At 63.0% G+C, this 24982-nt stretch carries 18 protein-coding genes; 12 read left to right on the top strand and 6 right to left on the bottom strand.

The genetic code is table 11. The annotated features are described in order from the left end of the window. Positions 1–12: 12 nt before the first annotated feature. The 4 genes from ACR9Y2_RS25280 to ACR9Y2_RS25265 all read right to left on the bottom strand — a co-directional run bounded on the left by ACR9Y2_RS25280 (position 13) and on the right by ACR9Y2_RS25265 (position 5532). Complete coding sequence (locus tag ACR9Y2_RS25280) at positions 13–1929, bottom strand: SIR2 family NAD-dependent protein deacylase (RefSeq protein ID WP_435044480.1); 1917 nt, start codon at positions 1927–1929, stop codon at positions 13–15. A 59-nt stretch (positions 1930–1988) separates the two neighbouring features. Continuing rightward, positions 1989–3569: an acido-empty-quinoprotein group A gene (locus ACR9Y2_RS25275; protein ID WP_435044478.1), complete on the bottom strand. Its 1581-nt coding sequence runs from the start codon at positions 3567–3569 to the stop codon at positions 1989–1991. Further along, positions 3566–4714 (bottom strand): c-type cytochrome, encoded by a 1149-nt coding sequence (locus ACR9Y2_RS25270; protein ID WP_435044477.1) that lies wholly within the window; start codon positions 4712–4714, stop codon positions 3566–3568. Before ACR9Y2_RS25270 ends, ACR9Y2_RS25275 begins: the two co-directional genes overlap by 4 nt. Positions 4715–4863: 149 nt before the next feature. Beyond that, a complete protein-coding gene (locus ACR9Y2_RS25265) occupies positions 4864–5532 on the bottom strand; it encodes a hypothetical protein (RefSeq protein WP_435044476.1) in 669 nt (222 codons plus the stop codon). 259 nt (positions 5533–5791) lie between these two features. Between ACR9Y2_RS25265 and ACR9Y2_RS25260 the strand changes: the two genes are divergently transcribed. From ACR9Y2_RS25260 to ACR9Y2_RS25235, 6 genes are all read left to right on the top strand, one after another. Continuing rightward, positions 5792–7450, top strand: coding sequence for a glycosyltransferase family 39 protein (locus ACR9Y2_RS25260; RefSeq protein WP_435044475.1), 1659 nt, complete (start codon positions 5792–5794; stop codon positions 7448–7450). Then, positions 7350–9860 carry a TonB-dependent receptor gene (locus ACR9Y2_RS25255; RefSeq protein WP_435044902.1) on the top strand — a complete coding sequence of 837 codons (2511 nt, stop codon included), beginning with the start codon at positions 7350–7352 and terminating at the stop codon, positions 9858–9860. The genes ACR9Y2_RS25260 and ACR9Y2_RS25255 overlap by 101 nt, the downstream gene beginning before the upstream one ends. Positions 9861–9992: 132 nt before the next feature. Next, complete coding sequence (argF, locus tag ACR9Y2_RS25250; protein ID WP_435044474.1) at positions 9993–10949, top strand: ornithine carbamoyltransferase; 957 nt, start codon at positions 9993–9995, stop codon at positions 10947–10949. Between the two features lie 115 nt (positions 10950–11064). After that, entirely contained in the window at positions 11065–12429 is a 1365-nt protein-coding gene (gene argH / locus ACR9Y2_RS25245) for an argininosuccinate lyase (RefSeq protein WP_435044472.1), read from the top strand. Next, complete coding sequence (locus ACR9Y2_RS25240; protein ID WP_194451009.1) at positions 12426–12860, top strand: arginine repressor; 435 nt, start codon at positions 12426–12428, stop codon at positions 12858–12860. Before argH ends, ACR9Y2_RS25240 begins: the two co-directional genes overlap by 4 nt. 7 nt (positions 12861–12867) lie before the next feature. Next, positions 12868–13329, top strand: a complete 462-nt coding sequence (locus tag ACR9Y2_RS25235; RefSeq protein WP_435044471.1) for a peroxiredoxin family protein — start codon at positions 12868–12870, stop codon at positions 13327–13329. A gap of 50 nt (positions 13330–13379) precedes the next feature. On the opposite strand, the gene ACR9Y2_RS25230 is transcribed toward ACR9Y2_RS25235, so the two are convergent. Further along, entirely contained in the window at positions 13380–15923 is a 2544-nt protein-coding gene (locus ACR9Y2_RS25230; protein ID WP_435044470.1) for an ABC transporter permease, read from the bottom strand. Positions 15924–16056: 133 nt separating this feature from the next. Between ACR9Y2_RS25230 and ACR9Y2_RS25225 the strand changes: the two genes are divergently transcribed. Next, entirely contained in the window at positions 16057–17565 is a 1509-nt protein-coding gene (locus ACR9Y2_RS25225) for a sialate O-acetylesterase (protein ID WP_435044469.1), read from the top strand. Here ACR9Y2_RS25225 and ACR9Y2_RS25220 read toward each other — a convergent pair. Then, positions 17562–18794 carry a glycosyltransferase family 39 protein gene (locus ACR9Y2_RS25220; protein WP_435044468.1) on the bottom strand — a complete coding sequence of 411 codons (1233 nt, stop codon included), beginning with the start codon at positions 18792–18794 and terminating at the stop codon, positions 17562–17564. The two genes, ACR9Y2_RS25225 and ACR9Y2_RS25220, sit on opposite strands and share 4 nt — an antisense overlap. Positions 18795–18929: 135 nt before the next feature. Here ACR9Y2_RS25220 and thiE point away from each other — a divergent pair, with 135 nt between their 5' ends. From thiE to ACR9Y2_RS25195, 5 genes are all read left to right on the top strand, one after another. Then, on the top strand, positions 18930–19559 hold the full coding sequence (gene thiE / locus ACR9Y2_RS25215) for a thiamine phosphate synthase (RefSeq protein ID WP_435044467.1): 630 nt from the start codon (positions 18930–18932) through the stop codon (positions 19557–19559). Further along, entirely contained in the window at positions 19541–20935 is a 1395-nt protein-coding gene (locus ACR9Y2_RS25210; protein WP_435044465.1) for an APC family permease, read from the top strand. The genes thiE and ACR9Y2_RS25210 overlap by 19 nt, the downstream gene beginning before the upstream one ends. A gap of 64 nt (positions 20936–20999) precedes the next feature. Continuing rightward, positions 21000–22436 carry an amino acid permease gene (locus ACR9Y2_RS25205; RefSeq protein ID WP_435044464.1) on the top strand — a complete coding sequence of 479 codons (1437 nt, stop codon included), beginning with the start codon at positions 21000–21002 and terminating at the stop codon, positions 22434–22436. A 9-nt stretch (positions 22437–22445) separates the two neighbouring features. Next, positions 22446–23624 carry an alginate lyase family protein gene (locus ACR9Y2_RS25200; protein ID WP_435044463.1) on the top strand — a complete coding sequence of 393 codons (1179 nt, stop codon included), beginning with the start codon at positions 22446–22448 and terminating at the stop codon, positions 23622–23624. Beyond that, positions 23606–24970, top strand: coding sequence for a hypothetical protein (locus ACR9Y2_RS25195; protein WP_435044462.1), 1365 nt, complete (start codon positions 23606–23608; stop codon positions 24968–24970). The genes ACR9Y2_RS25200 and ACR9Y2_RS25195 overlap by 19 nt, the downstream gene beginning before the upstream one ends. The last annotated feature ends 12 nt before the right edge of the window (positions 24971–24982 follow it).

The raw sequence follows: 24982 nt of genomic DNA, 5'->3' as shown, positions 1-24982 counted from the left end.
CCGGCACTGCGCCTATTTCACCACCCTCAGTTGCAGCGACTGGCTCGTAGCGCCCGATAGCTTCAATGTAGGATGAACCGCGCACGGCGCCAGCAACTTCCACTGCGGCGCATCTTTGACATGGATCGTCCAGCACCAGTCCCCTTCCCCCGGCGCTGCCTTCAGGATGTTCGCCTCCTCCACACGGCCGCTGTAAATGTCGGGTACCGTAGCCAGCCGTAAATAATCGTCGCGCGTCAGAGTCTCCGCGCCATACCGGATCTCGACAATCGATTCGGCTGGCGCACCATCCCAAAGATCGCCAGCCAGCGTCCCGGCGCTTTTGCTTTGGCCATAGATGGCCGTCGTACACCAGGAAGGCCCGCCCGGCCGTCCCAGCAGCACTTCACCAATCCGCAGCGTATTGCTGTCCTCTGCTTCCACCCGCTTCACGGCGGAACTGCCGATGGCGGATGCGGTCTGGGCTGAGGAAGCCTTCGCCATCGCCAGCAAATGCCGCAGCCGCATATACCGGCACAGCACCTCTGTCGTCTCAATCCGGCGGCCGCGCAATAGATAACGGCTGCCGGAGGACTGAACCAGGTCCGTCAACGCCTCGAATGGCTGTTCCGGCGTGGGGCCAGCCGCGGCCAGGCGCTGCAACAGGTCATTCCATAAGTCCCGCTCCAAATCCTCCCGCAGGCACTCCCGATCGAGGTTGACCCGCAGCAACTGGCCATGAGCCGTGGTCCCCAGCGATTCGTACCACGCATGGAGCTTCTCCCAGGTGTCCGCGCCCAGCTTCGAGGTGAAGTAATCCCTGGTCGCACCGTAGGCCGGCTTCTGCTCATCGGCCGTGGCCGGAGACGCGGCTGCCGGCGCGCGCATCGCCGAGAACACATCCCAGGGCATGCCGGAGGCGCGCGGAGGTGGCACAGCGGCCGCTGCCGGTCGCATCGGCATCGGCGCCCGAGGCGCCCGCACAGGGGCAGCCATTTTCTGCCACGGCGTCAGGTTCAGCCGGAAGAGCGGATTCAGGGCCTGGTACAACGGGATAGTCGCCGGATCGTCCGAGACCATCACCGGCATCGTGCCCAACTGCTTCACCTTCTCCTTCGGAGCCTTGGCCGAGAGCGCTTGGACGAATTCCAACACTTCCGGGTGATTCGGAGCCGACTTCTTATACGGAATCACCTGGATCCCGTAGTTCCGCAGAAAGACGCCCGCCCGCAGGTTCGTCATCCGCTCCTCGTCCACCAGCGCATAATGCTGCCCCGGGACGCCGTCAAACACCGACACCAGCTCATCCAGGATGTTCAGCACATCCGGATCGCTCAGGCTGTACCCCAGAAAGACGATCGAGAACCGGCTCAGCACGTCTTCCATGAACCGCGTGTAGGCCTTGTTGTCGTGGATCACCTTGCGGAAATCCTGCAGCCCCAGCACCAACGTGTCCGGGCCGTGAATGTCTCCGTGAACTTTCACCAGAAACGGCCGCCGGTTGCGGAACGGATCCCTCAGTTCGCTCTGGTCTTCGTGAGTGAAGACTTCCAGCCGCTTGTGGTGCACCTCACTCCAGGCTTCTTCCAACAAGGTGTCGTAGTTCGTGGTGATATACGCCGCAAAAGGGACGCGGACCAGCTCGCGGTGAACGTCCGTCGGCTTCGGCTCCCCGCCGAACTTCGACTTCATGAAGCGGATGAAGTTGCCACGCCCCAGCTTGTTCACCAGGGCATCGGCCAGCATCAGGAAATCCGATTGCCCGGCCCATTCGATCAATTGCGTTCGTTCCAGGTCGGTCACCTGGCCGCTGGCGTGCGCCTGCCCCGCCAGTTCCTTCAACAAACCGGGCCAGTCCGGTAGCCCGGCAGCCAGCGACAGGCCGGACCCCAGAAACGCCACGGCGCGGTCGTCCGCAATCGCCTTCATGAGGTCCGCAGGCGGTGTCATATCCCGTAGATTGTACTTCGATATCAGCGGAAACAACCCGCAAATCGCCCGCCCGGCGCTTATTTCGCCAGCATGGCGAACCCAAACAACGTGTCACCCGCCGCCACTACCAAATACTGCGTGCCATCCAGTTCATACGTCATCGGGGAGTTGCTCATGCCCGTTCCCAAATTCGTATGCCACAACGGCTGGCCCTTCACCGCGTCCAACGCCACAAAATTGCTGGAGGAATCGGCCGCGAACACCAGGTTGCCCGCCGTGGAAAGGACACCCGAGCGCGGTCCGCCCGTCCCTTCCCAGGTGTGGCTCCACTTGATCTCGCCGGTCTTGTAGTCGATCGCCCGCAGAGCCGACTGCGACCAGCCGCCGTGATCGTTCCCGCCCCAGCCTTCGGGCTTGATGTCGTTGTCATAGATGTAATAGACGCTGTAGGCGTCCGTCGCATTGACATAGAACAACCCAGTCAGCGGACTGAAGCTCGGCGGCGGCCAGTTCGCCGCTCCAGCCTGGTTCGGCGACACCAATACTCCGTCGATCTGCGGCATCTTGGCGGGATTCGGAATCGGCTGCCCCTTCGCATCAAACCCCTTCGCCCAATTCGCCTTCGCAAACGTCTTCGAAACGATGTTCTTGCCGTTGGTGCGATCGAGTACGAAGAAATAGCCATTCCGGCTCGCCTGCGCCAACAGCTTTCGCGGCTTGCCGTCGATCTCGCCATCGATCAGCACCGGAGCCTCCACACCGTCCCAATCGTGCGTGTCGTGCGGGGAAACCTGGAAATACCAGGCCAGCTTGCCCGTGTCCGGATTCAGCGCGATGATGCTCTCCGTATACAGGTTGTCGCCTTCACGCCCCTTGCCCGCAATCACCGGCTGCGGATTCCCGGTTCCAAAGTACAGCAGGTTCAGCTCGGGATCATAGGCGTACGCGCCCCAGGTCATCCCGCCCCCGTGCAGCATCGCCTCCGTGCTCGGCCACGTCTTCGCCTCCGGTTCGCCTGGCTGCGGATGCGCGTACCAGCGCCATTGCAGCGCACCGGTCTCCGGATCGTGCGACTCGATGTACCCCGGCGCATCCAGGTCGTCGCCGCTCACGCCCGCGATGATGTGATTGTTGATCACCAGCGGAGCCGCTGAACCGAAATACATCTGATCCAGGTCGCAGATCTGGCTCCTCCAGCGTTCCTTGCCGTCTTTCGTATTCAACGCCACCAGGTGGCAGTCTGGAGTCTCGAAGTACAGCGAATTGCCTGAGATTGCCACGCCGCGACTCCCGATGTGGATGCCGCCCGTCGAAGTCCAGGAAAACTGCCACACTTCGTGGCCGGTCCGGGCATCAATCGCCCAGACCTTATCGGGTACCGAGAAATACAGGATCCCGTCCACAAGTACCGGCGTCGCTTTGATCGAGGAAGCAAAACCCGAACCCGAAGCCGTCCGGTACACCCACGCCAGGCTCAGGGAGTTCACATTCGAGTCGTTGATCTGCGTCAGCGGGCTAAATCGCCGGCCCGAGTAGTCCCCAATCGTCATCGGCCAGGCGTCCTTAGGCGGGCCCGACACTTTCGCCGGCTTCATCGCCTGTGGGAATAGCCCCGAACTCAACACAACCAGGCACAGAGAAGGCTTCGTCAATATCATTTCAGGGACTCCAGGTAGGCAACGATATCGTGGATGTTCTTGTCCGTGTACTGGTCCAGCATCGTGACATGCATAGCGTAGGGGTCGTTCTTCACAACCTTCACCTGCGGGGTAATCTTGAACGACTTGTACTGTCCCTGCGCGTCGCGCAGCGAAACATTGAAGTCATCCAGCCTGACCAGTTCGCCCTCCGAAAACGTCCCATCCGCCAGCGTCACCGCTACGGTCACCGGTTTCACGGGCGCCGTTCGGGCACCCGCCCGGCCGAAGCCGACGCTGCGGGGAAACAGGAACTTCGTCTGTAGTGTGGGTGGATCATACTTCCTGCCGACACCCGCCAAATCGCCTGTGGGCGAGTGGCAACCACTGCACTTCCCTTCGCCGTTGAAGTAGGCCGCTCCGGCCTTCGCGTCCCCGGTGAGGATGTTCTGCACCTTCAACATCGGACCGCTGCGCAGCGTGTAGTACACCGTCTGGTGCAGGAAATGCGCCAGGTCGCCCACCTGCTCCGTGGTCAGGCTCGATCCCTTCCGTCCACTGCGCAAGGGATGGTTCTTCGCCAGAAATGGTCCAATTTCGTTGCCATAGCGGTCGTGCAGCACCAGCACGGATCGCACCAGGTCCGGTCCGCGTTGCTCCGCCGGCAGCGTGTCATTGCCGCCGCGCCCGTTCAGCCCGTGGCAGGTAATGCACTCGGCCGTGTAGACCGTCTTGCCGCGCTCAGCCCCAGCATCGTCAACAACATGCGAATTCGCGGCGCCAGCTCCGAGAGGTCCCGGCCCCCGGCCGGCCACCGGTGCGACTGCACCGCTGCGGCTCCCGCGGGCGCTCGCCGACTCTGGCGTCGAGTTCGGACCCAGCCGGGCCGTCAGGTATTCCGCAATCTGGACCAGTTCCGCGTCGGTCGCCTTCGCCCCTCGCGCCACCATGGCATTCACTACGGCCGTCCATTGTTCGCGCGACCGCCCTTTACCCATAATCGTGTCCGGACCGTGGCACGTGGCTCCGCAGACGCGTTGAGTTACTTCCCTGCCCGCGCCTTCCGGCAGCGATCGTGCGGACCGGTTGGGCGGCGCTTGCGCAACCAGATGAGCCCAGGAGATAGCCGTGAGCGCCAGCACGGCCCCAGTTTTGGGGTATTTCATTGCAGACGATTCTATCAAGTCAATGGGCGTACGGGCGCCCTGTCTTTCCCCCAGTCCGCAAAAGGGTGGAACCGCTTACATACTTGTAAATATGGGACGAAAAGGCCCGTTTACTGCATCGCGCTGGCAACGCGCCGCAGCGCAGGCGGCTACAGGACGTTCACGGCCCGCCCGGCCAGAATCACGATGGTGCTCATCGAAATCAGGGCCTGCACCATCATCATGCCCTTCGCCCAACGGGAGAGCACCGGCACGTCGGTGGGCGACAGCGCTGTGCTCGTGTTGAAAGCCAGAAACAGGTAGTCGACGAACCCGGGCCGCCAGTACTTCAGGCCGGCCGCCGCGCGCGCCTGGGACGACATGGTCATCTGCGGGAACAGGAACGATCCCGCGTCGTGGGTTTGTTTCCGATAGCGTTCATGCGGACCGCCGGCGTCCAATCGCCAATACCAGGACGCAAACACCAGAATGTTGCTGATCCAGAGTCCCGTCGCCGCGCTCAGCAGATCCTGCGCCGTATCGCGATGCGACGGCAGCCCCGCCACCAGCAACCCCAACGAGGAAATCATCGCCAGGGTCACGATACCGGATAACAGAAAGCCGCCTATCCGGCTGGCATCGTGCCGTCCCGTGTGATGCAGGGTGGTCGTGGCCGCGGCCAGGACACACACGATCGTGAGCACCAGCCAGGCGGGACCAAAAACCAGGTGCGAAGGCAGCGCCAATTGGAGTCCGCCCACGGCGATCAGCCCCATCGCCGAAGGCCAGCGCGGTTCTGGAGGAAAGGACGGCGGCGCGGTCTGCTGGGCTTCTGGCATCAGCTTTACTCGTAGCACACTTGCCGGCGGAATTGCCCTTCCATGAAATTCACTACACCTCACAGCGAAATATTCGAGAAGTTACAGCAGAAACAATTCTCTTTTTCCCCTGTCGTAGAATCGCCCGTTTGCGCGTCTTTGAATGTAGAGACGGTGAGGCTCACTCGGCTCATCGTGATTTGGGGGCCGCGCATTCCGCAGCCCGGCCCCTCTCTTTTCCAATCCCTGCACTTCCTGTGCGGGGCAGTGTGTCAATTCAATGAAATCCCTGCTACCCGTAGTGTCCTTATTCCGCCCTTGGCCCGTCGTGCTCGTTGTGCTCGCCTATTGCGTCCTGCTGGCGGCGCTCATGGCGCAGACCCCGTTGTGGCTGGACGAGGTCCTGCAACTACTTGGTACCAGTTCAGCCGATCCGGCCCGTGCCGTCTCATGGTCCGCCCAAAATGCCGGAGGAGTCCCGCTGGGTTATCTCGTTCAGTGGGCCTTCATCCACGCCTTAGGCCAATCTCCCCTCATCGCGCGACTTCCCTCCGCCCTGGCCGGCTTGCTCTCGGTGTTTGTGTTGCTGCGGATTTGCCGCGCAATCGCCCTGCCCCGCCCGTCCATCGCCCTGATTCTGTTCATGATCCTGCCGTTGCAGTTACGCTATGCCGTGGAAGCCCGGCCCTACTCGCTCGCCTTATTATTCACGCTCCTGGCCACGGAAGCGGTGCTGCGACTGCGCCGCGATCCCCGCATTCTGTACTTCGTTATATATCTAAGCGCCGCGACCGCCGCGCTCTACACACAACCCTACTCGGGGTTCCTGCTGGCCGCGCACGTCTGCTGGCTGATGCGAGAGAATCGCGCGCTGGCCCTGAAGTTGTCAGCCACGCTGGCGGTCTCGCTGGCGGCGTTTGCTCCCTGGTATCTCTATGCCCATAACTTTTGGGCTGAGGCAGTTGAGAGCTCTGGTGTCCAATTTCGATGCGAACCCGCAACGCTCCTGATGGCTGTCCGGGAGATCTCGGGCGGAGGTTACGCCGTCTCCATCCCCCTCATCATCCTGGCGGTTTGCGGCGTAGTCCGCGGAAACCTGGAGGCGGAACACAAGCGGCTGCTGGCCGCCGCAGTGCTGGTCCCCCCTGTCTGCGTTCTGGCCGCGGACGCCTGGTTCGGCTACTTCTTCGCAATCCGGCAACTGATCTTCATTCTGCCGGCCCTCGTGATCCTGGCAGCTGAAGGCAGTCGTCTTCTGATCGTTCAGCACCGCCAGTTGGGCACAATTGCTCTCACCCTGCTTCTATTGGCCGCCACGGCAGGCAACTTTCGCCACATCAGAACAAAAGGAGAAAATTGGGCACTGGCCGCGTCAGTGCTCAAACTTGCCACTGATAGCAGGGCCTGCGCCCTCGTGGCCCCACGAGCGCATCTGGCTCTCTACTCCCATTTCCAGCCCGGCCTTGCCAGCCGAACCTGCCTCGCCGACCTCACCCGACAGCCGGTTGTGATCGCCGCGACCTCTCCCTACACGACCCCCTCCGAGGCGCGCCGGCTTTGGCAACAGCTCTCCGACGCAGGCTTCGAGAGCAGTTATCACACCCGGGCCGGAGGTACTAACATCTACGTTTTGCGCCGCCAAACGCCTGGAACGCTGACCCGTTGGCCGAACGATCTGGGCCCGCTTGCCGCCAATCCGGGCCCGCTCACCGTTCCTTTGCGGACTTTTGCCGCCCGTAGCCCAATACTGACGTCTGAAGCCAATCATGTCTCGCAGATCATCGCTGTGCCTCGTCCTCTTCCTCGCCCTCATCACGCTCCCTGTTGCAGCACAGTCGATGGGCAACGCCGGTACGATTCTTGGAACTCTCCAGGATCCTTCCCAGCAGGCGGTACCGGCCGCCAAAGTAGAGATTTCCAACCCGATCACGGGCTATAAGCGCCTGGTCCTCACCGATTCCACCGGCAATTTTCGATTCTCCAACGTGCCTCCGAACTCCTATCACCTCAACGCCGAGGCGCCGGGATTCTCGAAACTTGACCAGGACATCGTGGTGCGCACTTCGGTCCCCATCAATCTGACGCTGACGCTCAAGTTGGAGGGTTCTACCTCGTCGGTGACGGTGGAAGCCGACAGCACCGATGTTCTGGAGACCGTCCCGTTCGCCCACAGCGACGTGGACCACACCAGCCTCATGAAGCTGCCGTCCGGATCGCCCGGCGCCGGGCTCAGTGACGCAATCACCCTCAGTGCCCCGGGTGTTGTGGCCGATTCGAACGGTTTCTTCCATCCGCTGGGCGACCACGCTCAGACGAGTTTTTCCATCGACGGACAACCCATCAGCGACCAGCAGAGCAAACAGTTTTCCACCCAGATTCCAGTGAATGCCATTCAAAGCATGGAGTTGATCACCGGAGCCCCCCCGGCCGAGTTCGGCGATAAAACCAGCCTGGTGGTGAACGCCGTCACCCGCTCCGGTCTCGATCAGAACGGCCACGGCAGCCTCCACCTGCAATACGGTTCCTTCGGTACCATCGCGGAGGACGCCAGTCTCTCCCTGGGCACCTCGAAGTTCGGCAACTTCCTGGCTTTCAATACGTCACGCTCCGGCCGGTTTCTTGACACGCCGGAATTCCACCCCATGCATGCGGTGGGCAATAACGGCACGCTGTTCGACCGCATCGACTACAAACCCAACGCGCGGGACTCCTTTCACGTGAACCTGTTTGCCGCCCGGAACTGGTTTCAAACCCCCATCACCTACGACCAACCGGGTCAGGACCAGCGCCAGAAGGTCAATACTTTCAATATCTCCGGCGGGTACCAGCGCACTATCGGCACCGATGTGCTGCTCACCTTCACGCCCTTCGTCCGGCGCGACCACCTGAATTACTACCCCAGCGCCGACGCGTTTGCCGATAGCCCGGCCACCGTCCAGCAGGAACGCTACCTGACGAATTACGGCTTCCGCGGAGACGTTGCGTACGTCAAAGGCCGCCACAACCTCAAGTTCGGCACCCAGGTGATGCAGACCCGCCTCAGCGAAGAGTTCCACCTCGGCATCACGAACTCGTCCTTCAATCCTGTCTGCCTGTCCGCCTCAGGCGATCCGCTGGACTTGCCCACTGTCACTGACCCGGGTGGCTGTTCCGGCGCCCTGCCCGGCGCGATCGCCAATCCCGACCTCCTGCCCGGGCTCGTTGCGATTGACTTGACCCGCGGCGGCACTCCACTCTTCTACAACAATCGCGGCAAGGTGAATCAATACGCATTTTATGGTCAGGATTCGATCACGCTCGGGAATCTCAACATCAGCCTGGGCCTGCGGATCGACAGCTATAACGGCCTCAGCGCAGCCACCGGCGTCCAACCCCGGGCCGGCGTTTCCTACCACAACAAGCGCACCGGCACCGTCTTCCGGACGTCTTTTTCCCGCACGTTCGAAACGCCTTACAACGAGAACCTGCTCATCTCCAGTTCCACCGGCAGCGGCGGATTGGCTTCGAACGTCTTCGGAGCATTCGGCCAGGAGCCGCTCCGGCCAGGCAACCGCAATCAGTACAACGCCGGATTTCAGCAGGCCATCGGCAAGTGGGCCGTCATCGACGCTGACTACTTCTGGAAGTACACCCGCAACGCCTACGATTTCGACACGTTGTTCAATACGCCCATCCAATTCCCCATCTCGTGGCGCCGTTCGGCCATCGATGGTGTGTCGGTTAAGGTCAGCACTGTCAACATCCACGGCTTCCAGGCGTACACAACCATGGGCCATACGCGCGCCCGCTTCTTCGGACCCTCGAACGGCGGCCTGATCTTCAACTCGCCACTTGCCACCAGCGTGTTCCGCATCGATCACGACCAGGCGCTGCAGCAGACGACCAACCTCCGCTACCAGAAGAAGAAGGACGCGCCCTGGGTCGCTTTCACCTGGCGGTATGACAGCGGGATGGTCTCCGGGGCTGTACCCGACCTCGAAAGCGCCCTCGGCCTGACCGCGGCTGAGCAGTCCGCGATAGGCTTCTACTGCGGCGGCACCTTCGCGTCGCTGAACAACCCCATCACCTCTTGCGGCGGCTCAAACTACGGCGCCACCCGTTTGAACATTCCTGCCGCGGGCACCGCCAACGACGACCACAATCCGCCGCGCATCGCACCCCGTCACCTCTTCGACATCAGCGCCGGAACGGACGATCTGTTCCACCGCGAGAAGTTTAAGACCTCGCTGCGCTTCACCGTGCTCAATCTCACCAATCAGGCCTCCCTGTATAACTTCCTCTCCACCTTCAGCGGCACCCACTTTGTCGCCCCGCGCACGTATCAGGCGGAGCTGGGATTCAGCTTCTAAACGGGCTTCCCGGGAGCACCGTTGGCGGGGCACTTTTGTTGACTGGGTGTCCGGAATGTGTAATTATTCACTTGAGCGAATAAGTATTCATTCGTGTTCCGCGCCATGCACCCCACGACCGGGAGTCCAGAAATGACGAAGCCTCAGCCGGCTTTCTCGCTGCCAAGTGTCGCCGCGGGCGATCTCACCAGCGACCTCGACCTCACTGTTGAGGAACTTCAGACGTTGCTCGACCTGGCGGCTGACGTCAAGCGACACCCCGGCCACTACCGTACGGCGCTCAGCGGGCGCATCATCAGCCTGCTTTTCGAAAAGCCTTCCCTGCGTACCCGCATCACTTTTGAAGTGGCAGCCAAGCAGCTCGGCGGCGACGCCATCCTGAACACCGGCCCCATCGGCGGCCGGGAACCTGTGGCCGATGTCGCCCGTAACCTGGAACGCTGGACCGACCTGATTGTGGCCCGGACCTTCGACCAGAAAACCGTGGACGATCTCGCCCGCTTCGCCCGCGTCCCGGTGATCAACGCGCTCAGCGACATGTACCACCCCTGCCAGGTGTTCGCCGACATGCTCACCCTGCGGGAGCACTGGGGCAGCGTTGTGGGCCGCAAACTGGCCTTCGTCGGGGACGGCAACAATGTCGCCCACTCCCTCATGCTGAATGCCGCCCGGCTGGGGTTGAACTTCGCCTGCATCATCCCGCCCGGATACGAACCCAACGAAACCGTTGTGGCCCAGGCCCGCGAATTCGGCCAAGCAACGGGTGCAACGGTGGAAGTCACAACCGACCTGGACGAAGGCCTCAAGGGTGCCAATGCCGTCTATACCGACGTATGGGCATCGATGGGCCAGGAGCACGAGGCGTCTGAACGCGCCCGCGTCTTCGCACCTTACCAGGTGAACACGGCCCTCATGGCCAAAGCCGCTCCAGGAGCACTCTTCCTGCACTGCCTGCCGGCGCATCGCGAGGAAGAGGTCACCGACGAGGTCATTGAATCTTCCGTTTCTGTTGTATTTGACGAGGCCGAAAACCGGCTGCACGCACAAAAGGCGCTGCTGCTGATGCTGCTGGATGGGCCTGCCCGTTAGTGGAAACGCCGGTCTGCTCCGCCGGGTCCGACCCGCGAGGAGAGGTTTGCCCGGCGAGCCAAGGGGCGAGAATAGTTTTACAGTAATTCAGAGGAACGCCAATGGGTAAGAACCAATGAAGCTCTGGGGTGGCAGATTCGAATCCGGTCCATCGGAAGTCTTTCAACGCTATTCGTGGTCACTGCACTTCGATAGCAGGCTCTTCCGGGTGGACGTGCTCGGTTCCATCGCGTATGCGCGGGCTCTCACCCGCGTGGGCATCCTGAACGACGACGAGTGCTCCACTCTGTGCGAGGCGCTGGCCTCGATTCCCGAGCCTCCGCCCGACGCACCGGATGAAGACATCCACACTTATGTCATCCGCATGCTGAAGGAAAAGGCAGGCGGCGTGGCGGACAAGATGCACACCGGCCGCAGCCGCAACGAGCAGGTTTCGCTCGATGTCCGTTTCTGGCTGCGCGAGGAGATCGACCGGACCCGCGGCCTGCTCCGGGCGCTGATGTCCGACCTCCTCAACTTCGCAGGCAAGCATGTCGACACCGTCGTGGCCGGGTATACGCATATGCGCCGCGCGCAGCCTGTCACCTGGGCACACTACCTGCTGGCCTATTTCGAGGCCTTTGCCCGCGACCATGAGCGGTTCACCCAAGCTCGCGCCCGAGTGAATCGCATGCCGCTGGGCTCCGGCGCTCTCGCCGGTTCCGGCTTTCCCATCGACCGCGAGGAACTGGCGGCAGAGCTCGGCTTCCAGGGCGTCACCAATAACAGCATGGATGTCAGCGCCGACCGCGACTTCCTGCTCGACTATCTCTCTTCGGCCAGCACCTGCATGCTGCACCTCTCGCGCCTGGCGGAGGATTGGATCCTCTACAGCTCAGACGAGTTTGGCTGGCTGCAGTTGGGCGATGGCGTCACCAGCGGCTCGTCCCTGATGCCGCAGAAGAAGAATCCCGATTCGCTGGAACTGATTCGCGGCAAGTGCGGCCGCGTCTTCGCGTCCTACACCTCACTCATGATGACGATGAAGGGTCTGCCCATGACCTACAATCGCGACATGCAGGAGGACAAGGAGCCCTTGTTCGACGCCGTCGACCAGCTCAACTTGTCCCTGGAAATGGCTGCGGTCGTCGTCCAGACTACCAAGCTGAACCCCGAACCGGCCCTGCAGGCGGCCGAGGAGGGCTGGCTGGTGGCCACCGACCTGGCAGAGGCGTTGTCCCGCTCCGGTGTCCCGTTCCACCAGGCCCATCAACTGGTGGGCAGCCTGGTTCTGGAGAGCGTCCGCGACAACAAGAAACCCAGCGAGTGGACCGCCGAAGCCCTCACGGCTTTCGACCGCCGCTTCAAGCCCGAAATGGCGGCATTGATGAATCCCGCTGAAGGCATGAAAACCCGCACGTCAAAAGGGGGCACGGCGCCCTCGACTGTTAGAAACGCCCTGGCCGAAGCGCGCCAGAGGCTGGAGTCCATGTCGTCATGACCAAGAACTACCGTCAAGGACAGATCCTCAAGCTGATTCGCACGAAGAAGATCGGCACGCAGGAAGAGCTTGCCCGCGAACTGAAGGAAGAGGGCATCGAGACCACGCAGGTGACGCTCTCCCGCGACATCCGTGAACTCGGCCTGGCCAAGACCGCCGACGGCTACCGCGAGATCCTTCCGGACCCCACCGGCCCCAGCCTGGCCCAGGTGATGGCCGAATATCTGCTGGATGTCCGCCTCGCACAGAACATGGTCATCCTGAAGACCTCCACCGGCAGCGCCAACTCGCTGGCCGTGGCGCTCGACCAGGAGGACTGGGCGGAAGTGGCCGGCACCGTCGCCGGCGACGACACCGTATTGGTTGTGTGCTGGGACAACCAGCGCGCCAAGACGGTGCAGGAGCGCCTGCTCGGCTACGTCAACCAGTGAGACCTCGATGAGTATCTTCGGCGCGCCGCTGCCGGTGGGTAGTCCCGCTCCGGACTTCACGCTGAAGGATCACCAGGGGCAGCAGGTTCGACTCTCGTCACTGCGCGGCCGGCGTGTGATGCTCGTGTTCTACCCCGGCGACGATACGCCCACCTGCAGCCTCCAGTTGAGTGAGCTGCGCGATGTTCAGGAAGAGCTTGCGCCCTTGGGGATCCAGGTCTTCGGCGTCAATCCGGCAGGCGAGGTCAGCCACCAGAAGTTCATCCAGAAACTTTGCCTGCCATTCCCGCTGCTGGTGGACCGCGGCGGCCACGTCGCCAAGGTCTACAACTGCGGATTCTGGCTGCTGGTGCGCCGCACTGTCTACGTCATCGGAGCCGATGGCCGCATCGAGTTCGCCGAGCGCGGCAAGCCCACACCGGAGTGCATCCTGGAGAACCTCTCGGCCCGGAAGTCGAATCCAAGTTGAGGCCTGGTAAGCGCTGCGTGAGTAAGCTGCCGGCCCGTTGCGTTGCGGGCTTACTCATACTTCAAGGCCTGGATCGGATCCACGCGGGCCGCCCGGATCGAAGGCACCAAGCCGGCCGCTGCCCCGACTACCGCCAACAACCCCAATGCGAGCGCGAAGCTCGCCGGATCCGCGGCCGCCATGCCATACAACTGCGAAGACACCAGCCGCACCAACCCTGAGGCCGCGGCCATCCCCAATGCCGCCCCAATTCCCACCATCAGCAGCAACTGGCGCGCCACCATCCACACGATGCTGCCCTGGCCCGCGCCCAACGCCATGCGGATCCCTATCTCATTCGTTCGCGCCTGCACCATGTAGGCGAGAATGCCATACAACCCCAATGCGGCCAGCAGCGCGGCCAGGGTGCTGAAGGCCAGTGCCAGTGAGGCCAGCAGACGATCCTGCGCCAGCGATTCCTCCCGCTGAGCCTCCAGCGTCCGCATGTCGAATACGGGCAAGCCGGCATCCAGCCGCGCCACCGCCTGCCGCAGCACCGGCATCGCCAGCCCCGGATCCTGCTGCGTCCGCACCATCACGTGCAGCCCGCCGGTGAGGGCCAGGAAGCGCTGATAGGGCCAGAATACCTGCGCCTTCGGGGTCTCGCGGAGGCTGAGGTATTTCGCATTCTCCACAACACCAATCACCTCAGTATCCGGAGGGGTGCGCGAGCCTTCGGCCAGCGCGATGCGGCGGCCCACCACATTCACACGGCCAAAGTACTTCAGCGCGAACGCCCGGTTGATGATAGCCACCTTCCACTGCGACGCCGCATCCCGCTCGTCGAATGTCCGGCCGGCCAGCAACGGCAACCCGATGGTCTCGAAGTATGTGCCGCTGACGCCGTTGCTCAGCGGACTCAACGACTCCCCGGGCCGCGGCTGGTAGCCCTCAATCCGGACGCCCGCATGCCACTCTTCGCTGGCCAGCATGCGGATGCCGGTCAGTGCCACGTTCTGCACACCGGCGGTGCTCCGCAGTGTAGACTCCAGGCTCCGGAAGAAGGGACCGACACGATCCTGGGCATAGCCATTCAGGCTCGGGTCCACCGTAAACGCCACTACATTAGACACCTGGAAGCCAGGGTCTACTGCGCGCAGCCTGCCCAGGCTCCGCCCAAACAGACCAGCGCCCACCAGCAGCAGCACCGAGAGCGCCACCTGGGCCACCACCAACGCTCGCCGCAACCGCAAATGTCCGGCGCCCGCAGTAACCCGGCCGCCCTGATCCTTCAGCGTCGGGGCCAGATCCAGGCGCGTCGCTCGCCAAGCCGGGATGAACCCGAACAGCACCCCTGTGAGGAGAGAAACGATGGCGGTGAAGGCCAGGATCCGAAGATCCGGGGTTGTCACGATGGACAGCGCGTGATCTTCCACCTTCATGAACCGCACCATGAAGTCGCTACACCAGATGGACAGCAGCGTCCCCAGGGCCCCACCGCACAGAGACAGCGCCAGGCTCTCCACCAGCAGTTGCCGCAGCAGCCGCGCGCGGCTCGCGCCCATTGCCAGGCGCACCGCCATCTCCTTTCGCCGCACTTCGGCCCGCGCCAGCAACAAGCTGGACACGTTCGCGCACGCGATCAGCAGCACCAGTCCGACGAGAACCGTCAGGACCCGCAGCGGCTTCTCCACCGCCTGCCGCATCTGCGTGAATCCGCGTGCCGCCGGCGCCACCACCAGCCGCTGTTTCAGCAGCGACTGCGCCGCCTCCGGAGGAGTCTTCGTGAAGAATCCTTCCTTCGTCTCCTCCAACAGAAAGTTGTGATAAACCCCGTCCAGGACCACCTGCGCCTGTGCCGCCGAGACGCCCGGCCGCAGCCGACCGAACACCTGCAGCCAAGTGCTGCGCCGGTTGTTCAGGTCGTCCCAGTTCGGCGTCATCCAGCTCTTCATCATCAGGGGGATCCGCGCCGCCACCGGCTCTGTCCCATCCAGACCGTCGAATCCCGCCTGACTGACCCCGACCACGGTCATCGGATGATCATCTACCCGGATCGTCTTGCCCACCAGTGTCGGGTCGGCGTTGCAGCGCTCCTTCCAATACCGGTAACCCAGCACAACTACTGGATGCGCGCCGGGGCGGACATTGTCGGACGAGGTCAACGTGCGGCCCACGGCGGCGCCGACGCCCAATACCTCAAAATAGTCACCCGACACCAATTCCACCGCGGCCAACTCCGCTTCTTCGCCCAGGCGCAAGGTGGCCCGGGTGGAAAACCGCGCCATCAGGCCCGTGAACACCGCCGACGCCGGCTGGCGAAGATCCAGGAACATCGGGTGCGAAAAGATGAACTCCGGAGCTCCGCGGCTGGCGCCCCACATCTCCCCGAGTACTTTCAACTGCACCAGCGTCCTTGGCTCCTTCACCGGCAGCAGCCGCAGCAGTACCTGATCGGTGAGGGTGAAGATGGCCGTATTGGCCCCAATGCCCAGCCCAAGTGAGAGCACCACCACCGCGGTGAATAGCGGATTCTTCACGAACGACCGCAGTGCGGAACGGAGATCCTGGCTGAAGGTCTGCATCGCGTGCCGGAAGTGCAGCTGGCGTGCCATCGGGCAATTCGCTGAAAATCGGCCATTTGCCGGACAAGTTTCCGACGCCGCTGTCCGCAAATGGGACAGCTGCGTCCGCCAGCGCAATCACCACCTGCCACCGGAACGCAGGCGCAGTGATACTGTGTTCTCCATGATCGCCTCTTCCCTCCGTCGTGCCGCCGGCCTGCTGCCCCTGTTCGCTTCCCTGCTCTGCGCCGAAGCGAAGCTGCCGGCGCTCTTCACCGACCATATGGTGGTGCAGCGGAACCGGCCCGTCCACGTCTGGGGTACGGCCACGCCGGGCGAAGAGGTCGCGGCGACATTTCGCGGAACCACGGCCAGCGGCCGGGCCAATTCCCTGGGCCAGTGGAGCCTCCTGCTGCCCCCGGGCGAAGCAGGCGGACCGCTCGACCTCACCGTCAAAGCGTCGAATACCATCACGCTGCGTGACGTGCTCGTAGGCGATGTCTGGGTGGCTTCCGGCCAGTCCAACATGGAGTTCGCCACTCGCGATGCCGTCGATGCCGCCAAAGAGATCAGCGCCGCCAACTATCCCAACATCCGCCTGTTCCGCGTGGAGAACAACGTCGCCACCCACCCTCTGGATGACGTCACCGCCGCACCCTGGGCCAGCGTCACGCCGCAATCCGTAGCCGGATTCTCCGCCGTAGCCTACTTCTTCGGCCGCCATCTGAACGAGAAACAACGCGTCCCCATCGGGCTCATCGAATCCAACTGGGGCGGGACGCCCGCCGAAGCCTGGACCAGCCTGCGCGCCCTCTCCTCCGATGCTTCTCTCATGCCCGTCTTCTCCGAATGGGCCAAGATGAACGACGACGCCATCGGCACCCGCCTGCGCCGCGACCAGCAACTCGCTGAGTGGCAGAAGTCCGTCGACCAAGCCAAAGCAGACGGACGCACCGCGCCGGGCCGTCCCTGGGCTCCGAATGAGCGCGACTGCTGGTCGCCCGCCGGCCTCTACAACGCCATGATCGCTCCGCTCACGCCCTTCCCCATCCGCGGAGCCATCTGGTATCAGGGCGAAAGCAACGCCGGCATCGAGCGCGTCTCCACTTACTCGCGTCTGTTCCAGACAATGATCCAGGACTGGCGCCGCGCCTGGGGCGAAGACTTCCCGTTCCTCTTCGTGCAACTCGCCAACTACACAACAGGCTCCACCAGCCGCTGGCCGGAACTGCGCGACGCCCAACGCCAGACGCTCGCCCTGCGCAATACCGCCATGGCCACCGCCATCGACATCGGCGATCCCAAGGACATCCACCCGAAGAACAAACAGGACGTGGGCCTGCGCCTGGGCCTGGCCGCTCGCGCGGTCGCCTATGGCGAGCCGATCGAGTACTCGGGCCCCATGTACCGGCAGACCGTCGCGGAGGGCCCGTCCCTGCGCTTATTCTTCGATCACACCGGCACCGGCCTCACGGTGCGCGGGGGTGCGCTGAAGGGCTTCGAAATCGCGGGCGCGGACCGCAAGTATGTCGCGGCCGACGCGCGTATTGACGGCAGCACGGTGGTGTTGACCAGTCCTGCCGTCGCCAATCCCATCTCGGCCCGCTACGCCTGGAAGGACAATCCCGAGACCAGCCTGTACAACAAGGAAGGGCTGCCGGCGACCCCGTTCCAGACTGAGCAGCCCCGTTAAGGCCGGCGGTCCACATCCAGATTCTTGTCTCCGAAGTGGAGTCGCGCGATATACAGCAGGTTCCACGAATCGGCTGGGAATGGGTGCCCGGGCAACCGGAAAGCCGCGCCCTTCGGCTCCACGGGACATTCGCGCCGGACCCGCTCAATGGTCTGCGCAATGTTCCGGTCCAGGTTCACCTTGCGCATATGCGCGTCATGCAGCACGAACAGGCACACCGCCGCGAGGGAGAACGTCAGGGCGGGCCGCAGCGGCAGCCGGTCCAGCAACGCAGCCATGTAGATGAACCACCCGGCGATGGGAATGTAGACGACGAATAGACTGCCGCGTAGTGGAATAAAGATCACTGGCAACACAGCGAACAGCAGGAACGCCAGGCTGAACTGCAGGCAGGCCCGCTTCGTCTTGACCGCGACAACCAGCAGGATCACCAGCAGTACGCAGAACTGCGCGATGTTGAACCAGCCCGGCGGCTGATAAAACAGCATGTCCGTATAGCGCGCGTAGTGCTGGAAATAGTTCGTCACGCTGAGCTGCTGGTGATACTCGGGGATCCCTGTGAAGATGCTCTTCCGCGACAGCTTCGACAGGACATAAGGAACGGTGAGGAGCCCCGTGAGGACGCCCGGCCAAGAGAACCGCCGGTCGTACAACGCGTCATACGCCAACAGCGCCAGCGGCAGCGTCACAGCCGATTCCTTGGAGTTCAACGAACAGATATAGAGCGGCAGGAGCAGCCACCAGCGGATGCGCCGGCCCGCCTGGCGGTCCGCGATATAACTACCCAATGCGGCGAAATAGAACGTGAATGAGAGCAGATCGTAGATGGTGCCGCCGTTGTAATATAGGTCCTCAAATTCTCCGTGAAACGCGCCCAGCAGCGCGGCCAGGGCGCCCGCTGTCTTCGAGCCCGTCAGTGCGGCGGTTACACGGTAGAGCAGCCCGCAGTTGATAATGATGAGCGCAAAACACAGCACTCGCAGTGGCTCGGGGTGAAACCCGAAGAGCCCATAGAGGATCCGGTAAACCAGGGCGCCCATCGGCCTGTAATAGGGCGACCAGTATTTAAGATTCGCAAGGAGTACGTCGCGCCAAGGATCGACCCAGCATCGATAGAGATTCATCAGGTCGTCAGGCGTAAATGACGCCCGCAGACCAGAGCCGGCAAACCAGAAAGGCGCGACCACAATGACCAGCGCGGCACTGGCCGCGGCCCATTTGGTACGCACGCCCCTAAGACCCTCAGGCTGCGGAAATTACTACGAGCTCGAACAATTCAATTTCCTGTAGAAAGCTTCACACGCAACGCCCACGCGCCTCGCGCCCGATTCGACTACACTAGTTCAATTGCGCATTGGACCGGCATGCGGCTGCCAGCAATCTACCCCATCGTCGACACCCAGGCCCTGATTCGCAGGGGACGCGACCCCCTGTTTTTTGCCGAGGCTCTATTGGAAGGCGGCGCCCGCATCCTGCAGTTCCGCCACAAAGGCGCCTACAGCCGCGCCAGTTTCGAAACAGCTAAACGCCTGGCGTCCCTCTGCGCCGAGGCGGACGCAGCTTTCGTGATCGACGATCGCGCCGACATCGCCGCCCTGCTCGGCGCCGGTCTCCATGTCGGACAGCAGGACCTGCCGCCCGCCCTCGTCCGGCGAGTACTCACTGACAAATTGACGCTTGGCTTCTCCACGCACAACGAGCAGCAACTGCGCGAGGGCGACCTGGAACCCGTCGACTACCTCGCCCTTGGGCCCATCTTTGATACCGGCTCCAAACAGAACGCCGATCCCACGGTTGGATTGGAACGATTGTCCAACGCGCGCCGTCTGACTACAAAACCCCTGGTGGCCATTGGAGGCATCACCCTCGAAACCGCCCGTTCCGTGTGGAACGCCGGCGCCGACTCCATCGCCGTGATTGGCGACCTCATGCCTGAGGAAATTACCAAAATGACCGTCCGGGAGCGAATGCAAGCATGGCTCAATCTGAAGTAAAGGCACCAGCACTGGTCAAAGGTCTGGGGCTGCTCGACGCCACCACCCTCGTCATGGGCTCCATGATCGGCAGTGGCGTTTTTATTGTCGCCGCCGATATTTCCCGCCAGGTGCAATCGCCGGGCCTGATGATGCTCACCTGGGTGATCACCGCCGTGCTCACCATCATCGCCGCGCTCAGCTATGGTGAACTCTCCGCCGCCATGCCCCAGGCCGGCGGCCAGTACATCTATCTTCGCGAAGCCTTCGGGCCCCTCTACGGCTTCCTCTACGGCTGGACCTTCTTCACCGTCATCCAGACCGGCACCATCGCCGCTGTCGCCGTCGCTTTCGCCAAATTCCTGGGCGTCTTCGTCCCCGCCGTCTCCACCACCAACTGGCTTTTCAAAATAGGACCGGTCGGCCTGAACACCCAGATGATCGTCGCCATCTCGATCATCATCTTCCTCACCTGGGTCAACACCAAAGGCCTGCGCGCCGGGGCGATTCTCCAGAACGTGTTCACCATCGCGAAGGTCGGAGCCCTGCTGGGCCTCATCGCCCTCGGCGTAATGGTCGGCCGCCGGCCGGAAGCCATCACCGCCAACTTCACCGACTTCTGGCGCAGCTCCGGTTCCCCCTGGGACATCATCCGCATCCTGGGTGTCGCCATGGTCGGAGCACTGTTCTCCTCCGACTCCTGGCACAGCGTCACCCTGGCCGCCGGCGAGATCCGCAATCCCAAGCGCGACCTGCCCTTGTCCCTCGCCCTTGGCGTGGGCGTGGTGAGCATCCTCTATATGGGCTGCAACCTGGTCTACCTGATGGCCCTGCCCCTGAACGCCATCATGAATGCGCCGGAAGATCGCGTCGCCACCGCCGTGATTTCGCAGATCCTCGGTCCCGCCGCGACCCAGGTGATGGCCGTCGCCGTCATGGTCTCCACCTTTGGCTGCATCAACGGCCTGGTGCTGTGCGGAGCGCGCGTCTACTACGCCATGGCCGAAGACGGGCTCTTCTTCAAAGCAGTCAAGCGCGTCGACCCTGTCCACCACACGCCCTACGTCTCACTCTGGGTCCAATGCTTCTGGGCCTGCCTGCTGACGTTGACCGGACGTTACAACGATCTCCTGGACTATGTTATCTTCGCTGTTTTGCTTTTCTACGTTCTGACGATCGTGGGTTTGTTCGTGCTGCGCCGCACCCGTCCCACGATGGACCGCCCGTATCGGGCCTTTGGTTATCCGCTGCTGCCGGCTATCTACATCGTGGCCGGTAGCGTGATTGAGGGTTTGCTGCTGATCTATAAGCCTAACTACACTTGGCCCGGGTTGATTCTCGTGCTGTTGGGCATCCCCGTCTACTTCCTCTGGAAGAGACAAAGCGTGGAAGGCTGAGCCGCCGCTGGTCCGGCGCGCCGCTCAGTTTGAGTTTGCAGGAAAGGATTAAGAGGTTCATCGCATGAGTCTATTCGCGACCAAGTCCATTGAACGGTTGCTGGAGGAGTCGGAGGGCCAGGGCGGCCATGCCCTGACACGCACCCTCGGCGCCGGTCAACTGGTAGCCCTGGGCATCGGCGCCATCATCGGCGCCGGCATCTTTACGCTCACCGGCGTCGCCGCCGCCCACCACGCCGGGCCGGCCATCGTCTACGCCTTCATTCTCGCGGCCATCGGCTGCGCCTTCGCCGGACTCTGCTACAGCGAGTTCTCCACCATGATCCCCATCGCCGGCAGCGCGTATACCTACGCCTACGCCACCATGGGCGAACTGCTGGCCTGGATCATCGGCTGGGCCCTCGTTCTCGAATATGCCGTCGGCGCGGCAACCGTCTCGGTCAGTTGGTCAGGCACCGTCGATTCCATCTTCAAATCGTTCGGCGTCCACCTGCCCCAGGCGTTCATCGCGTCGCCTTGGGATCCCAACCCCGGCATCATGAACCTTCCGGCCGTGCTGATCCTGGTGCTCATCTCCACTATCCTGATCATCGGCATCCAGGAATCGGCCCGCTTCAACGCCGCCATCGTGGTCATCAAAGTGGCCGTCGTGATCCTCTTTATCGGCCTTGGCTACTTCTTCATCAACCACGCCAACTACCATCCCTTCCTGCCCGAGAACACCACCGGCAAGTTCGGTGAATTCGGCGTCACTGGTGTACTGGCGGCCGCCGGACAGATCTTCTTCGCCTACATCGGCTTCGATGCCGTTTCCACGGCCGCCCAGGAAGCGAAGAACCCCAAGCGCGACATGCCCATCGGCATCGTCGGCTCCCTCATCGTCTGTACCATCCTCTACATCCTGTACGCCCTGGTCCTCACCGGCGTCGTGAACTACAAGGACCTGAACGTCACCGCCCCGCTCGCCGTTGCCGTCGACGCCATGAAGTACGGCTGGCTCGGCTTCGTCATGAAGCTTGGCTCGCTCGCCGGCCTCACCTCGGTCATGCTCGTCATGCTCCTCGGCCAAAGCCGCGTGTTCTACTCCATGTCCCGCGATGGCCTGCTGCCCGGCGTCTTCTCCGAAGTCCACCCCAAGTTCCACACCCCCTGGAAGTCGAACCTGATGCTGCTGGTCGGCGTCGCCCTCCTCGGAGCCTTCACCCCCATCGCCCAGCTCGGCAACCTCACCAGCATCGGCACCCTCTGCGCCTTCGTCCTGGTCTGCATCGCGGTCATCATCATGCGCCGCACACGGCCAGACCTGCCCCGCCCCTTCAAAACGCCCCTGGTCCCCCTCGTCCCCATCCTGGGCGTCGGCTTCAACCTGCTGCTCATGTTCAGTCTCGATTCGCTCACCAAGATCGCCTTCGTCATCTGGATGGCCGTCGGACTGGTTATTTATTTCGCCTACAGCAAGTCGCGCAGCCACTTGCAGCTTTCACTCTTGAGGAAGAAGTAGACTACCTCAGTGACACGACGAGAGTTGTTGCGAAGGGCCGCCCTCACCGGCGCGGCCCTTCCGCTTGCCGCACAGCAAGAGAGCCCCACACTCCTGGTTGCCCCCAGTGAGCTGAGCGGCCTGCAACCCTCAGCGGCCCTCAAGACGGCTCGCGATACCTGTATCACCAAGGGCCCCTGGAGCGTTACCTATACCCGGCCCGAAGGCCTCAGTGAAGCCGGCCTCCACGACTTCTTCAGCGAAGGCCCCTACTGGTGGCCCGACCCCAAGAACCCCTCGGGCCCATATGTCCGCAAGGACGGCAAGGTCAATGCGGACCGCTTCACCGATCACGACGTGCACCTCAGCCGCATGAGCAACTCCGTCCTGGCTCTGGCCCTGTCCGCCTCTCTCACTGGAGATGCGGAGGCGGCCGACCGCGCCTGGCGGTTTCTTAACGTCTGGTTTCTGCACCCCGATACCTACATGAACCCGAACCTCGAGTTCGGCCAGGCCATTCGCGGCATCACCAGCGGCCGTGGCATCGGGATCATCGACACCCGCCCGCTCATCTGGTGCGTGCAGGGCATCTCCGTGCTCGAGCGTTCCTTCGCCAATTCCAAGGTCTCCGCCGGGCTGCGCCGTTGGTTCTCTGACTATGTGCAGTGGCTCACCACCAGCACCAAGGGGCTGGAAGAACGCGACAACGGCAACAATCATTCCACTTGGTGGGCAGCCCAGGTCGCGGCCTACTCCATCTTCTGCGGCGACACGAAATCGGAACAGAGGGCCTACGAACTCTGCCGCACCCGGTTCATCCCCAGCCAGTTGCGGCCCGACGGCAGCGCGCCGGCCGAGGAGGCCCGCACCCGGTCGCTCAGCTACTCGATCATGAATCTTGACGGCTTCAGTCTGTTGTGCCGGCTAGCAGCCCTGCGCGGTGTCGACCTCTGGAACTTCAAGACCCCCGAAGGCGCGGGTGTCCTGACTTCCGTCGAATACCTCGCCCCCTTCGTCGCCGCTCCTTACAAGTGGAAAAAGCCACAGATTACCCCGGTCGACCAGACTCGCGGTTACTTCCTCGGCCTCGCCGGCATGTCCGCCAATCGCCGCGATTGGGTGGAACTCCAGCAGAAGACCGGCCACCCCGGCGGATCCTGGGGCCTCCTTTTCGATATGCTGTTGAACCAGTGGCTCGCGCGCGCCTGATTGAAATCGAGTGGCCGGAATTTGGCCTGGCCGAAGGAACCCCCGATTGGCGGGCGCCCCTGGGCGTCTACCGCCGCCGTCTCTCTCAAGTCGAAGAGGCCATGGCCCGCGAAGGCCTAACCCACCTCGCCGTCTATGGCGACCGTGAGCACTTCGCCAATCTCGCCTGGCTCACCGGCTTCGATCCGCGCTTCGAAGAGGCGCTGTGCTTCGTCCGCCCCGGCGCCAAACCGCTGCTGCTGGCAGGCAACGAGTGCCTGGGCTACCTGCCCGCCTCCCCCCTGGTCGCAGCCGGGGACGTCGAGGTGCGCCGTTACACGCCGTTCTCCCTGCCCGATCAACCCAGCCAGCCCGGAGCCCTCCTCGACGGCCTCGACCTCGATGCCCACTGCAAAGTCGGCGTCGCCGGCTGGAAGTCTTACGGCCAGCCTAGTTCCATCGACGCGCCCTCTTACCTGGTGGACGAACTCCGCTTTGCCGCCGGCTACGAAAACGTCACCAACGCCGCCCACCTGTTCCTCGACAACACCAACGGTCTGCGCACCACGGTGGATCCGCACGAAGCCGCCTTCTTCGAATGGACCAACGGTCTGGCCTCGGAAGGCATGCGCCGTGTCATCCATTCGATCCGCCAGGGCACCCTCGACTACGACCTCCTCCAGCAGGCCCAGTTCAACGGCGTGCCGCTCTCCGCCCACATGACCCTCAAGTGCGGAGCCAACCGCGTCAGCCTGGCCAGCGCCCGCGGCGAACGGGTCACTGTCGGTGGCCGGTTCTCCTGCGGCATCGCCTACTGGGGCGCCAATGTCTGCCGCTGCGGCTGGGTTGCCGCTTCCGCCCGCGACCTCCCGCCCGATGCCGAAGGCTACCTCGACCACTTCGCCATCCCCTACTTCGAAGCCATGGCCAACTGGTTCGAGGCCCTGCGCATCGGCGCAACCGGCGATGCCCTCCACCAGGCCATCCATACCCGTCTCGACCAGGAGACGTTCCGCGTCTTCCTCAACGCCGGCCACCTCATCCACCTGGACGAATGGCTTTGTTCCCCCGTTTGGGCCGGATCCGCCATCCCCCTGCGCTCCGGCATGGTGATGCAATCGGATGTAATCCCCTCGAATCCGAAGTACTACTCCTCGCGCATGGAGGATGGCTACCTGCTGGCGGACCAAGCCCTTCAGGCGCAACTGGAACCGGGCCTGCTCGACCGCTGCCGCGCCCGCCGCGACTTCATGCGCACCAAACTGGGCTTGCCCGTCCACGATGAAGTCCTCCCGCTGAGCAACCTCTGCGGAATCGTCCCGCCCTATCTCCTGGCGCCCCATCAAGTACTTTCCTGCGCCGGTTAGGGCGATTCCCTC

The sequence above is a fragment of the Paludibaculum fermentans genome (assembly GCF_051172195.1).
Taxonomy (GTDB): domain Bacteria; phylum Acidobacteriota; class Terriglobia; order Bryobacterales; family Bryobacteraceae; genus Paludibaculum; species Paludibaculum fermentans_A.
The sequence above is the reverse complement of the archived record's forward strand: the minus strand, read 5'-3'. Positions and strand labels throughout refer to the sequence as shown.

Excerpts from the sequence above, each read along its gene's own strand:
- ACR9Y2_RS25280 (WP_435044480.1), bottom strand. The coding sequence starts at position 1,929 with ATGACACCGCCTGCGGACCTCATGAAGGCGATTGCGGACGACCGCGCC.
- ACR9Y2_RS25275 (WP_435044478.1), bottom strand. The coding sequence starts at position 3,569 with ATGATATTGACGAAGCCTTCTCTGTGCCTGGTTGTGTTGAGTTCGGGG.
- ACR9Y2_RS25270 (WP_435044477.1), bottom strand. The coding sequence starts at position 4,714 with ATGAAATACCCCAAAACTGGGGCCGTGCTGGCGCTCACGGCTATCTCC.
- ACR9Y2_RS25265 (WP_435044476.1), bottom strand. The coding sequence starts at position 5,532 with ATGCCAGAAGCCCAGCAGACCGCGCCGCCGTCCTTTCCTCCAGAACCG.
- ACR9Y2_RS25260 (WP_435044475.1), top strand. The coding sequence starts at position 5,792 with ATGAAATCCCTGCTACCCGTAGTGTCCTTATTCCGCCCTTGGCCCGTC.
- ACR9Y2_RS25255 (WP_435044902.1), top strand. The coding sequence starts at position 7,350 with ATGGGCAACGCCGGTACGATTCTTGGAACTCTCCAGGATCCTTCCCAG.
- argF (WP_435044474.1), top strand. The coding sequence starts at position 9,993 with ATGACGAAGCCTCAGCCGGCTTTCTCGCTGCCAAGTGTCGCCGCGGGC.
- argH (WP_435044472.1), top strand. The coding sequence starts at position 11,065 with ATGAAGCTCTGGGGTGGCAGATTCGAATCCGGTCCATCGGAAGTCTTT.
- ACR9Y2_RS25240 (WP_194451009.1), top strand. The coding sequence starts at position 12,426 with ATGACCAAGAACTACCGTCAAGGACAGATCCTCAAGCTGATTCGCACG.
- ACR9Y2_RS25235 (WP_435044471.1), top strand. The coding sequence starts at position 12,868 with ATGAGTATCTTCGGCGCGCCGCTGCCGGTGGGTAGTCCCGCTCCGGAC.
- ACR9Y2_RS25230 (WP_435044470.1), bottom strand. The coding sequence starts at position 15,923 with ATGGCACGCCAGCTGCACTTCCGGCACGCGATGCAGACCTTCAGCCAG.
- ACR9Y2_RS25225 (WP_435044469.1), top strand. The coding sequence starts at position 16,057 with ATGATCGCCTCTTCCCTCCGTCGTGCCGCCGGCCTGCTGCCCCTGTTC.
- thiE (WP_435044467.1), top strand. The coding sequence starts at position 18,930 with ATGCGGCTGCCAGCAATCTACCCCATCGTCGACACCCAGGCCCTGATT.
- ACR9Y2_RS25210 (WP_435044465.1), top strand. The coding sequence starts at position 19,541 with ATGGCTCAATCTGAAGTAAAGGCACCAGCACTGGTCAAAGGTCTGGGG.
- ACR9Y2_RS25205 (WP_435044464.1), top strand. The coding sequence starts at position 21,000 with ATGAGTCTATTCGCGACCAAGTCCATTGAACGGTTGCTGGAGGAGTCG.